Source organism: Nafulsella turpanensis ZLM-10 (genome assembly GCF_000346615.1).
Lineage (GTDB): Bacteria > Bacteroidota > Bacteroidia > Cytophagales > Cyclobacteriaceae > Nafulsella > Nafulsella turpanensis.
The window spans coordinates 1-11,907 of record NZ_ANNU01000025.1 but is presented as its reverse complement, the minus strand read 5'-3'; the positions used below and the strand labels follow the sequence as shown (position 1 = coordinate 11,907).

Annotated in this window: 10 protein-coding genes; 7 read left to right on the top strand and 3 right to left on the bottom strand. The window is 43.8% G+C overall.

Features of this window, described 5'->3' with window-relative positions; genetic code table 11:
- Positions 1-23 precede the first annotated feature (23 nt).
- The 5 genes from F752_RS0111405 to F752_RS0111385 all read left to right on the top strand — a co-directional run bounded on the left by F752_RS0111405 (position 24) and on the right by F752_RS0111385 (position 8,086).
- Positions 24-1,649: a DUF1501 domain-containing protein gene (locus F752_RS0111405; protein WP_026135679.1), complete on the top strand. Its 1,626-nt coding sequence runs from the start codon at positions 24-26 to the stop codon at positions 1,647-1,649.
- A 169-nt stretch (positions 1,650-1,818) separates the two neighbouring features.
- Complete coding sequence (locus F752_RS0111400; RefSeq protein WP_017731873.1) at positions 1,819-2,847, top strand: WD40/YVTN/BNR-like repeat-containing protein; 1,029 nt, start codon at positions 1,819-1,821, stop codon at positions 2,845-2,847.
- Positions 2,848-2,856: 9 nt separating this feature from the next.
- The gene (locus tag F752_RS0111395) at positions 2,857-4,725 is read left to right on the top strand and encodes a CocE/NonD family hydrolase (RefSeq protein WP_017731872.1); all 1,869 of its coding nucleotides are present in this window, start codon (positions 2,857-2,859) and stop codon (positions 4,723-4,725) included.
- A 218-nt stretch (positions 4,726-4,943) separates the two neighbouring features.
- Positions 4,944-7,304 (top strand): penicillin-binding protein 1A, encoded by a 2,361-nt coding sequence (locus tag F752_RS0111390; protein ID WP_017731871.1) that lies wholly within the window; start codon positions 4,944-4,946, stop codon positions 7,302-7,304.
- Between the two features lie 305 nt (positions 7,305-7,609).
- On the top strand, positions 7,610-8,086 hold the full coding sequence (locus tag F752_RS0111385) for a CBS domain-containing protein (RefSeq protein ID WP_017731870.1): 477 nt from the start codon (positions 7,610-7,612) through the stop codon (positions 8,084-8,086).
- A gap of 48 nt (positions 8,087-8,134) precedes the next feature.
- Here the strand turns inward: F752_RS0111385 and F752_RS0111380 are convergent, their stop codons facing one another.
- The 3 genes from F752_RS0111380 to F752_RS0111365 form a co-directional block, all read right to left on the bottom strand.
- Positions 8,135-8,533 carry an Hsp20/alpha crystallin family protein gene (locus F752_RS0111380; RefSeq protein ID WP_017731869.1) on the bottom strand — a complete coding sequence of 133 codons (399 nt, stop codon included), beginning with the start codon at positions 8,531-8,533 and terminating at the stop codon, positions 8,135-8,137.
- A 349-nt stretch (positions 8,534-8,882) separates the two neighbouring features.
- Positions 8,883-9,086 (bottom strand): dodecin family protein, encoded by a 204-nt coding sequence (locus tag F752_RS0111370; protein ID WP_017731867.1) that lies wholly within the window; start codon positions 9,084-9,086, stop codon positions 8,883-8,885.
- A gap of 20 nt (positions 9,087-9,106) precedes the next feature.
- Positions 9,107-9,541: a DUF2267 domain-containing protein gene (locus F752_RS0111365; protein WP_017731866.1), complete on the bottom strand. Its 435-nt coding sequence runs from the start codon at positions 9,539-9,541 to the stop codon at positions 9,107-9,109.
- Positions 9,542-9,710: 169 nt separating this feature from the next.
- Between F752_RS0111365 and F752_RS0111360 the strand changes: the two genes are divergently transcribed.
- Positions 9,711-11,030: an erythromycin esterase family protein gene (locus F752_RS0111360; RefSeq protein WP_017731865.1), complete on the top strand. Its 1,320-nt coding sequence runs from the start codon at positions 9,711-9,713 to the stop codon at positions 11,028-11,030.
- Between the two features lie 85 nt (positions 11,031-11,115).
- Positions 11,116-11,361 (top strand): hypothetical protein, encoded by a 246-nt coding sequence (locus tag F752_RS23930; RefSeq protein WP_017731864.1) that lies wholly within the window; start codon positions 11,116-11,118, stop codon positions 11,359-11,361.
- Positions 11,362-11,907: the final 546 nt, after the last annotated feature.

Sequence of the window (11,907 nt, the reverse complement as noted above, 5' to 3'; positions counted from 1 at the left end):
TCATCATCATCACTTTGTCAATTATGAGAAGAAGATCTTTTCTAAGAAATATAGGCCTTGCCAGCCTCGGCCCACTATTACTCAATGGCCTGCCCGTGAGCGCCATGAGCCGAACCGGCCAGCTTCAAAACCTTGCAGCCTCCAGCACTAACGGAAAAGTGTTGGTACTAATCCAGCTGCACGGCGGGAACGACGGGCTCAATACCTTCATTCCAATTAACCAGTACAGTAAATACCGTAATATCCGGCCAGAAATTGCCATCCCGGAGAGTGGAACCCGTAAATACATTGGGCTGGATTCAACCCTTGGCGATGACCAGCAGTTAGGTCTGCACCCGGATATGCGCTCGTTTAAAGAGCTCTATGACAGCGGATTGGCTTCTGTTATCCAGAACGTGGGATATGATAATATTAACGGTTCTCACTTCCGCAGTACTGATATATGGTTCACAGGCAGTGGCTACGATGAGTATTTAGATTCTGGCTGGGCCGGGAGGTATTTGAGCAGCACTTTCCCTAATTACCCTGCCGCCTACCCAAACAACGAAATGCTCGACCCACTCGGTCTGGAAATCGGCAGCAGTGTTTCTCTTGGCTTCCACAGCGAAAGCGGTATTCCTACAGCCATCTCTGTCGAAAGTCCGGAAGAATTCTACAACCTTGTCACAGGCGTGGGCGGCACTCCTCCCAAAACCGTGGAGGACACCTATTATGGTAAGGAGTTAAACTGGATAATGGACATCGAGAAGAAGTCTAACCAGTACGCCGGCCGTCTGAAGGAAGTATACGAGAAAGGGCGCAACAGCTCTTCTGCAAACTACTCCCCTATCGGCAACCTTTCTGCTCAGTTGCAGGTCATCTCCCGCCTGCTAAGCGGCGGCTGCCAGACCAAAATTTTCCTGGCAAGAATTACCGGTTTCGACACTCACGCAAAACAAACAGAAGCATCGGACTCTACCACGGGTACACATGCCCGCCTTCTTACCCAGTTATTCGACTCTATCAGAGGTTTTCAGGAAGAACTGAAGGAATTAGGACTGGAAGACAAAGTGTTGACTGCTACTTTCTCTGAATTTGGCCGTCGTGCGCTTTCAAACGGAAGTTATGGAACGGACCATGGTACCGCAGCCCCTCTCTTTGTTTTTGGAAAGCAGGTAAACCCTGGCATCATCGGTAAAAATGCAGACCTTAACAACCTTGTCGATGGAAATCTGCAATACCAGCATGATTACCGGCAGGTATTTGGCACCATTCTGAAAGACTGGATGGGAGCCGACGACACCACCTTGGATAAAACCCGCTTTTCTGACTTTACATTGGAAACCTTACCTATCATCCATAAACAGGAAGCAGGTTCCGAACCAGCACAGGAAACCTTTATCTCGGATAGATACGGAATAGATGCTATATTCCCGAACCCGGTAAATACCTATGTAGATGTAATTTACCACCTGGAGCAAACCAGTCCACTTCTTATTAAAATTGTTGACTTGAACGGGAAAACCATTGTTCAACAGGAGTGGGAAGCCCGGGGACATGGAAAACACAAAACCCGCTTCCAGTTACCAAGTATTCCTAACGGAATTTATATAGTGGTATGGGAAGCTGGCCAGTATAAAGTAACCAAACAAATATTGGTAGAGCAATAAGTCTTGAAACGAGCACATAAACGAAAAAGGTGTCGGATTTTTCCGTCACCTTTTTTTATTCGCCCAATTCTAAATAAGGAAGTATGAACGTTAAAACACCGATACCTTTTCTTCTTTCTTCTCATTTAAGGTATTTTTTAGTATTATGAGGGCCTAAACCGGCTTGAACATGCGCATTTTAAGTTTTTTTATTTTCATATTTTCCTTTACTGCCTCTTTTGCGCAGCCTCCGCATTTAAAAGAACAACCCTCCGGGAGCCAGTCCAGCCTTAGGGGTTTAAGTGCTGTTTCAGATAAGATAGTTTGGGCAAGCGGAACAGAAGGGCAATTTCTGCGGACAACAGATGGTGGAAAAAATTGGCAAAAGGGTACAGTTACAGGAGCCGATTCGCTCGACTTTCGGGATATTCAGGCATTTTCTGCAACCGAAGCTGTAGTGGCAAGCGCCGGGCAGCCCGCCCGTATTTACCATACTACTGATGCAGGAAAAAGCTGGAAAATGGTATATGATGATAAGACCGGACAGGCCTTTTTCGATGCACTGGCGTTCTGGAACAATGAAGAAGGAATGGCAATGAGCGACCCGGTAAATGGTTATTTCCTGCTGCTGAAAACAGAAGATGGCGGAAAAAGCTGGAAAAAAATTGAGAAAAAGAAACTTCCGCCTGCCCTTGAGGGTGAAGCAGGCTTTGCTGCGAGCGGAACAGGTTTAGTCACCATAGCTCCTGATGTTGCCCTGTTTGGCACCGGCGGGCCGGCAGTGAGGGTTTTCCGCTCCGCCACAGGCGGCGAAAGCTGGGAAGCCTACACCACTCCAATGGAAGCGGCAACACCCAGCACCGGTATTTATTCCATGGCTTTTAAAGACAGCCTCCATGGCATTGCTCTTGGGGGCGACTACACGCAGCCAAATGCTACCACCAATCATCTTTTACTAAGCTCCGATGGAGGAAAAAGCTGGCAAAGAGTAGACCATAGCGGCCTGCGGGGCTATCGTTCAGGTGTAGCTTTTGTACCAGGCAGCACCAACACCTATATTGCTGCAGGAACCAATGGCATCGATATTAGTTATGATGGCGGGAAAAGCTGGAGTCCACTTAGCGATACCGGTATGCACGCCATCAGCTTTTCCACTTCCGGCCGCAATGGCTGGGCAAGTGGAGCAAAAGGAAAAATTATTAAGTTTATATTTAATTAACCTATACCTATGAAAAAAATTTTTTACGGGCTAATGGTCTTTTGCCTTTGCGGCTTACCGGCTTTAGCCCAACAGAAGCTCACCCTCGAAGATTATGAGAAAGAGGAATATTTTATTCCTATGCGCGATGGAGTAGAACTTTTTACCGCTGTCTACAGCCCGAAAGATAAAAGTAAAAAATATCCCATCCTCATGAACAGAACACCTTACAGTGTTCGCCCCTATGGAGAAGACAGCCTCAGAAACCGCTTTGGCCCCTCTGAATACCTGATGGAAGATGGTTATATTTTTGTGTACCAGGACGTGCGCGGACGGTATATGTCAGAAGGTTTGTATGATAATATGCGCCCCCAAATCAACTTCGAAAATAAGAAAAAACAAAAAGAAATAGACGAAAGTACCGATACTTACGATACTATCGACTGGTTGCTAAAGAATCTGGATAATGACAATGGAAAGGTGGGACAATGGGGCATTTCCTACCCTGGCTTCTATACCGCTGCCGGCTTAATCAGTAACCACCCGGCCCTCAAAGCATCTTCGCCACAGGCTCCTATTGCCGACTTTTACTTCGACGATTTCCACCACCGCGGCGCCTACACCCTTAGTTATTTTCTGGCAACACCTGTTTTTGGTTACCAGAAAGATTCACTGGTAAAAGAGCCATGGTACCCAATGGTCGACCCAGGCACACCTGATGGGTACCAGTTTTACATGGACCTGGGCCCGCTGAAAAATGCATCAAAATATTATGGAGAGGATAATTTCTTTTGGCAGCAGCTTTCAGAACATCCGAATTATGATGAATTCTGGCAAAAGCGCAACATATTGCCTCACCTGCGCAATATCGACCATGCAGTTATGACAGTCGGCGGCTGGTTCGATGCCGAAGACCTCTACGGTCCTCTCAGCATCTACAAAACCATTGAGAAGCATAATCCCGATGCCACCAACATGCTGGTTATGGGCCCCTGGAGCCATGGCGACTGGGCCCGGGACAGGGTAGCGCAAACAGTTGGCTTCGTTCACTTTGGCGACAGCATTTCAGATTTTTACCAGAAGAATATCGAATACCCCTTCTTCAGCCATCAGCTGAAAGGTATGCCTGATCCCGGCCTTCCGGAAGCTTATGTATTCGATACAGGACTTAAGAAGTGGAGACAATTTACGGCCTGGCCGCCAGCCGGTGTTGAAGCGACTAAATGGTTCCTGCACGATAATGAACAACTGGAACTGGAAAACCCGGATGACAGTGACATTCCCTATTCAGAATTTATCAGCGACCCTAATAAACCTGTACCTTATACTGATCAGACAAAAATTGTCTTCACCCCACGGGCTTATATGGCCGGTGATGAGCGCCATGCCGCCCGCCGCCCCGATGTGCTGGTTTTTGAAACAGAAGTGCTCGAAGAAGACGTTACACTGGCCGGTGAAATACTGGCCCACCTGATGGTTTCCACCTCCCAGACGGATGCCGACTGGGTCGTAAAGCTTATCGATGTATATCCACCTGATGCACCGGATTATGAAGGCAATCCGGAAAACATCCGAATGGGTAATTACCACCAGCTGGTTCGCAGCGAAATTATGAGGGGCCGGTTCCGCAACAGTTTTGAAGAGCCGGAACCCTTTACCCCCGATGAAGTAACAAAAGTAGAATTTCCGCTGCAGGATGTTTTACATACCTTTAAGAAAGGGCACAAAATTCAGGTGCAGGTTCAAAGTACCTGGTTTCCTCTTTTCGACCGAAACCCCCAGAAGTATGTAGAGAATATCTTTGAAGCCGATGAAGATGATTTTGTAAAGGCCCTGCACCGGGTTTATCATAATCCGGAGTATCCCTCCTACCTTGAGGTAGATCTTCTAAAGCGCTAAGTCCATGAATTTCTTTAAAAAGAGACTTTTCTGTAACAGGAAAGTCTTTTTTATTTTTCTGGCAAGAAGTTCTCCTCTTTTTAGTAAACAGGCTAAACCTCTTTACAAAATGAGCTTCTGCGAACAAAATACTTTGTATTTTTGTATCTGTAATCAATTGTTTCTAACTGTTTCACGTACAACAGAGCTTCAATAGCACTTCATAACTATCAGGACATTTGTCAGCCTTTAAATCAAAATTCAGGAAAATTTTCCGACAGTTTTCACGCCTGTCTTGGTCAAAGAAAATTGGAACAGTAGTTCTCCTGTTCACCATTTTAGCCTTTTTAGGGGCTACCCTCTTTTACCAGACGGTCCGGATTGGAGTATTTGGTTCTTTGCCTAGCGAGAAAGAACTGGCCAATATCGATAATTATGTGGCCAGTGAGGTATATTCAGCCGATGGAAAATTGCTGGGCAAATACTATATTCAGGAACGGACTCATGCCTCATTTGAGGAAATCTCTCCTTATATTATCGATGCCCTCATCTCCACCGAAGATGTACGCTTTTACGAACACGATGGGGTAGACAGGCGGTCGCTCCTGAGAGTTTTCGTCAAAACCCTTCTCCTGCAGGATGAAAGTGCGGGAGGTGGTAGCACTATCAGCCAGCAATTAGCCAAGAACCTGTTCCCTCGCCATTCCCGCTTAGGCTTTCTTTCCATGCCTGTTAATAAAGTTCGGGAAATGATAGTCGCCCAACGGCTGGAAAATGTATATTCAAAGAAGGAAATACTTACCCTTTACCTGAATACTGTTCCTTTTGGGGATAATGCATTTGGAATAGAAACCGCTGCCGAACGTTTCTTTAATAAAGACTCTGACGAGCTGAACCTGCAGGAAGCGGCCATGCTGGTGGGAATGCTAAAAGCCACTTATAACTATAGCCCCCGCCTGTTTCCCGATAATGCCCGCCAACGCCGTAATGTAGTTATCCGGCAGATGGAAAAATACGAGGTACTAAAGCCAGAGGAGGCCGATTCCCTTGTAGAAACCCCCCTTGTAATAGACTATCGTAAAAGGGACCACAATGAAGGATTAGCCACCTATTTTCGCTCACAGCTGCGCGAGGAGCTTGAGGAATGGTGCAGTAACCATACGAAAGCAAATGGAGAGCCTTACAACCTCTATACCGACGGCCTTAAAATTTACACCACGCTCGATTCCCGCCTTCAGCTTTTTGCCGAGGAGGCTATGCGGGAACATATGGCAAGTCTGCAGCAAGACTTTTTTAAACACTGGGAAGGCCGCGCACCCTGGGAAGGGAATACGGATATCCTAATGAATGCCATCTATCGTTCCGGCCGCTATAAAAAGTTAAAAGCAGAAGGGCTTTCTGAAGAGGAAATTCAGGAAATATTTAGCAGACCTGTTCCTATGAAAGTGTTTAGCTGGGATGGAGTAGTAGAAAAGACAATGAGTCCGCTTGATTCAGTTAAGTATTACCTTTACTTTCTGAATGCCGGTTTTCTGGCAATGGAACCCCAGAATGGTGCAGTAAAAGCATGGGTAGGTGGCATAAACCATGAATTTTTCAAATACGACCATGTAAATATAAATACCAAAAGGCAGGTAGGCTCCACCTTTAAACCTATTGTGTATGCCGCAGCCCTCCAGCAGGGAGCAGATCCCTGCACCTACATTCCCGCGACTCGCGAAACTTATCCGGAAATGGATGGCTGGTCTCCCGGCAATTCCGATGGAAATTATGAAGGGGAATATACTCTCATGGGTGGCTTAATGAATTCTGTCAATACAGTTTCGGTAAAAGTACTCCGCCGGACAGGCTTAACCAACACTATTAACCTGGCAAGGAGTTTGGGCATTAGCAGCGATATACCCAAACTCCCTTCTATTGCCTTAGGTACACCTGGAATCTCCTTGTACGAAATGGTAACGGCTTACTGTGCTTTTGCCAATGGTGGAGAAGCTGTAAGGCCTCATTACTTACTCCGGATAGAAAACAGCGAAGGAAAAGTGCTGGAAGAGTTTCGTCCTGAGCATGAACAGACACAGGTACTTACTCCTGAACAGGCTGCTCTGATGGTACACATGCTGGAAGGGGTTGTTAATGAGGGAACAGCCTCTCGCCTGCGTTGGAAGTATGGACTAAAGAATGATATAGCGGGTAAAACCGGCACTACCCAATCGAATGCAGATGGGTGGTTTATTGGTCTTACGCCAAATTTAGTTGCAGGCGCCTGGGTGGGAGCCGACTATCCTGGTATTCACTTCAGAAGCACTACCCTTGGCCAAGGAGCGAATACGGCCCTCCCTATTTTCGGACTCTTTATGAAGAAGGTAAATGGAGACAAAAACCTGCAAAAAATTTCCAGGGCCAGCTTTCCCTCTCTTTCGCAGGAAATGCAGGCAAGCCTGGACTGTCCCCCTTACCGAAAAGAGGAAGACCTGAATCTTTTTGAGAGAATTTTCGGTCAGCAGGAAGAGAAAAATAATCCTAAAAACGACCGAAAGCCAAGACGTCAGAAACAGGAGAAAAAGAAGAAAAACATCTTTGAAAGAATTTTTGGCAACTAATTTCTGAGCATATTTTTTTCCGTAAATCCCTTCCTTTATTATCTACGAATCGGGCCATCAAAATGGTTCATCATTAATTAAAGAACCAATCGAGAAGCTATAAAATAAAAAGGCTTTTGAAGCAGAAAAGAAAAAAGTTATCAGAAAGTTTACCCGAAGGTATCAGGATTTACCCAATTAAATATTTATTTCATCACCATTTAAAATTTAATAAATTAATAAACAAACATTAATTAAGTTTTTATTTTTTGATATTTATGTTTATATTATTTGTTAAAGTAGCCTTTTAGCAAAATTTTTTAAACATGAATTTCACCCCAAGTTTCATTAAAACCAAAGAAAGAGCCGGCAATCCTATAGAAGATGTTCGCTATGGGCCTGTTAGCCAGTACATGGTTTGCGACTTAATCACCTTTCAGGAAGAGCAAGCAATTCACGAGGTCATCAGTACCCTTCTTAAAAATAAGATTTCCGGAGCACCGGTTGTTAACCTGCAGGATGAGCTGGTTGGGATTATTTCTGAAAAGGATTGTTTAAGGGTATTAATCGATGATGCTTATTATAACAATCCCCTCTTCGACAGAAAGGTGAAAGATTTTATGAGCCCTGATGTGTTTACTGTAACAGCTGATACGGATCTGATTTGTGTGGCAAAGGCATTTATGGAGTCAAATTTCCGGAGGTACCCTGTGGTAGACGAAGCAGGTAAACTTGTTGGGCAAATTAGCAGGAAGGATGTATTAAAAGCAAGCTTACAGCTTCACAGTACTACATGGTATTAAAAAAGGCAGAATGGAAACCACTCTGCCTTGTGCTATGCTGATTTTGCTTTAAATATGATTAATATCAATCTCCCGCTCAAAACGAGCAGTTTCTTTAAATGGTAGAATAACCATTAGCTCACTTCCCTGATGGATGGCCTCAATATTATCTAAATCGATATAAGAAGGCAGTTCAAAATTCTCATAAAAAAGTGGAATACTGAAAACTTCATTTTCTTTGCTAATGGTGCTGTCGGGTAGTAGAGAAAAGACCATCAGTTGCTGACCATTAAGCACTACATTATAAGCATCGGCCGGAATGGAAGGAGCAGAAAGAATAATTGTAAAATTTTCATCATGTTGCTCTTTTACCACATGGGTCATGCTTACCCCGCCATTTATTGTATTAAGAAGGTCTCCCTGCAGGAGTAACCCTCTTAGTAGTTTTTTATTTTTTAATAAATTCATTGCATCTCCTTTCTTTACATGAAATATTATGCAATACATGTGCCAAAATCAGGACATGAAAATTTGACTCAACAAATTGCATTATTCCGCCAATTAGGCAGCTTTTACCTATCATACGGACTGCCAGGTGTTTTAGTTGGGTTCAGTCTCAAAATATAAGAATCCTAAAACATCAAAAATTGATACTTACCTGATTATGAAGCTCTACCAGTTTTATTCTGGAATAGATATAAAGAAATTTAATGTACAATCAGGGGTTAAAGGATAAAGTTTTACTTCTTTCATTAAAAGAAGAAAGCCAGCTCAACGGCTGGCTTTCTTCTTTTTTTCTGCCCCTATTATTACCTTATTAACTATCAACAGTAAAAGAAACTTTGGCATTAACCCCATAGGAAACAATCTTATTGTTCTCCACATTGGCTTTCATTTCCTTTACATAAACAGAAGAAATGTTTTTAACAGATTTTGCAGCTTCATTAAGTGCTACCGTAACGGCATCATCGAAACTCTTCTCAGATGAAGCAATTACTTCAATTACTTTTACTATACTCATAACATCAATGGTTTAAAAAATTAAAATAATTCTCGTACTCCTTCCGGCATTTGTTCCAGAATATGAATGGCCTGTCCATCGGAAATGTATTCCCGCAAGTTTTTTAAAACCTTTTTCACAAGCTCAATGGTGGGCTCAGGCCAGTCAAAGTCTTTTTCTCCCAGTCGTGCCTGCTGGTTCTTTACCGCATCTGCAAACCCCTCAAGGTCTTCATAGTGCAAAGGTGGCTGCTCATGGTAAGTCCACTGCTCTACATAAAGAGCCTTTAAAATCATTGGCAATTGGGAAAGAAAATCTAATGACTCTGCAATGGAAATCCTGTCTCGAATGGTATGCAAAACTGCTCGAACAAGGCGTATAGTTTGTTCCGAATCCTCCGGATGGCCTAAGTCCTCCGAAAGCTTGTTTACAAAACGATTGGCATCATTCAGGTATTCATCAAAATAGTGGTTCATCGCTTCCTCCTCCTTTCTTACTGATTATAAATCACTTATCTCCTCTTTTAACATAAGCTGGCTTTATATGTTATGAAAAGAACAGGCATTTTTAAAGGTTTTCTTAAAAAAGGCTTTAGGAAAGGCCTTTGAGCCTGATAAGCATATTTTGGACTTAACCCACGAAGTTATGAACTTTTCCGACCGCCAACTACTGCAAACCGACTTACAACAAAAGAACCACAGGCTGGAAGCTCCGGAGGATTTAGATGCTCTCCTTGATGAGCTTTCGGGTGCAAGAGTTGTTATGCTGGGAGAAGCCAGCCACGGCACCCACGAATATTACACCTGGCGGGCTCAAATAAGCAAAAGGCTTATTGAAGAGCATGGTTTCAACTTTATCTGCGTCGAAGGGGATTGGCCGGATTGTTACGAAATAAATCGCTATGTAAAGAAGTATGATGGAACAGGTCCGGATGCTGAAAGTGTGCTACGGAAGTTTGACCGCTGGCCCACCTGGATGTGGGCTAACTGGGAAGTAGTTGCTTTTACGGAATGGCTTTACCGGCATAACCTGCACCGACAATTCAATGAGCTGGTAGGCTTTTATGGACTGGATGTATATAGCCTTTGGGAATCACTCGATTCCATCATTAATTACCTGGAGAAAGAAGATCCGGAAGCAGCTGAGATAGCTAAAAAATCTATCCATTGCTTCGAGCCTTACCGGGATGAGGAAGATGGGGTCAGCTATGCAAGGGCAACCCGAAACATTGTTCCTGCTTCCTGTCAGAAGGAAGTATTACAGCTGTTACAGGAAATGAGCGCCCGCAGACCAAAATATGAGCATGATTCTGAGGCTGCCTTTAGTGCGGAACAAAATGCGCTGGTGGCTGTCAACGCAGAAAAATACTACAGGGCAATGATGCAACCAGGACCTGATTCGTGGAACGTACGGGATAAGCACATGATGGAAACACTGGACAGGCTCCTGAATTACCACGGCAAAGATTCCAAAGCCATTGTGTGGGAGCACAATACCCATATAGGTGATGCACGTGCAACAGATATGGCCAATAGTGGACTCTATAACATTGGACAGCTCGCCAGGGAAAGATATGGAAAAGAGGCAGTACGCCTGGTAGGTTTCGGATGCTATCAAGGCAGTGTAATTGCCGGAGATTCATGGGGAGCTGAAATGGAAGAAATGCCGGTTCCCAAAGCAAAAGATGGGAGCTGGGAAGCCCTGCTACATGAACTGGCTCCCTACAACCGCTACTACCTTTCCACAGACCTGCAAAAAAGCCAGCGCCTCAGGAGAACTGTTCCTCACAGAGCGATTGGGGTGGTTTACCACCCGGAAAGAGAACGCTATGGAAACTATGTTCCAAGTATAATCCCCAATCGCTACGATGCTTTTGTTTACCTGGACCAGGCCCGGGCTCTCCACCCCCTGAAAATAGCTTCCGCCGGAGGAAAAACACCCGAAACCTTTCCCTGGAACGTATAGGCAATTGCCTGATTTTCAGACCATACCCTATAACTTTTCACGAACACAGCCGTAAAATTTATTAAACTAAACGAAAGGAAAAATTATGGCTACGAATAAAAATAATAAAGCAAATACCTATTCACCTTATAAAGGGGCACCTTCTAATGGAGGAAAATCGAAAGCCCAGACCAAAGAAGTAAAAGAGGGTAAGATAGAGCTTAATGAGCAGGAAGAGATTATCAATAAATATGTAGAGGATAATGATACGGACACTCCTGCAGAGCACCTGCTTAAGAACCCAAACCGGAATCCAATTAAGGAAGATATTGATAACGGAAAATATAATTAAAGTTAATTCAATTAGTATAAACTTATCTTATGCCTGTTTCTTTACTGAAGCAGGCTTTTTTTTACTTTACTATTTTTCCTTTTGTCCATTAAAGCATTTTTACACCATTATACTTTATTTTTGAACAAAATGGGTAGTAACTGTCACTTTGGCTGCTAGGGTAGCTAATCAGAAATAACTTTCCTGCTGCATGTCCAATAATAGATCAACAATATTTATTTAAGTGACCACCTTACCACCGACATTCTTCCTCTTATTAGCCCTCTTAATTAATTTCTTACCTGCTCCCCGGCCCAGCTGTGTGATTTCAAATAACCCTATTCCAGCCCTCTAACAGAGGAAATAAGCACTCAACTGCTAACGCTTCTTTTCAACACATTTATATTCACCAGAAAAAGGGTATTAAATTTTAATAACGGAAGTTCAATGCCTGCAAAAAAAGAAACCCGGCCTATTACAGCCGGGCTTCTTGTTCTATCAGTTTGTCCCGTCCTGAAATAGCGATACACAAAAAGAAACGTTATGAGACAAGGAGAAGAGCCAGAG

What these genes read in the sequence shown, in the direction of transcription:
- F752_RS0111380 (WP_017731869.1), bottom strand. Translation starts at nt 8,533, where the DNA reads ATGAATTTATTAAAAAATAAAAAACTACTAAGAGGGTTACTCCTGCAG.
- F752_RS0111365 (WP_017731866.1), bottom strand. Translation starts at nt 9,541, where the DNA reads ATGAACCACTATTTTGATGAATACCTGAATGATGCCAATCGTTTTGTA.
- F752_RS0111395 (WP_017731872.1), top strand. Translation starts at nt 2,857, where the DNA reads ATGAAAAAAATTTTTTACGGGCTAATGGTCTTTTGCCTTTGCGGCTTA.
- F752_RS0111405 (WP_026135679.1), top strand. Translation starts at nt 24, where the DNA reads ATGAGAAGAAGATCTTTTCTAAGAAATATAGGCCTTGCCAGCCTCGGC.
- F752_RS23930 (WP_017731864.1), top strand. Translation starts at nt 11,116, where the DNA reads ATGGCTACGAATAAAAATAATAAAGCAAATACCTATTCACCTTATAAA.
- F752_RS0111360 (WP_017731865.1), top strand. Translation starts at nt 9,711, where the DNA reads ATGAACTTTTCCGACCGCCAACTACTGCAAACCGACTTACAACAAAAG.
- F752_RS0111370 (WP_017731867.1), bottom strand. Translation starts at nt 9,086, where the DNA reads ATGAGTATAGTAAAAGTAATTGAAGTAATTGCTTCATCTGAGAAGAGT.
- F752_RS0111385 (WP_017731870.1), top strand. Translation starts at nt 7,610, where the DNA reads ATGAATTTCACCCCAAGTTTCATTAAAACCAAAGAAAGAGCCGGCAAT.
- F752_RS0111400 (WP_017731873.1), top strand. Translation starts at nt 1,819, where the DNA reads ATGCGCATTTTAAGTTTTTTTATTTTCATATTTTCCTTTACTGCCTCT.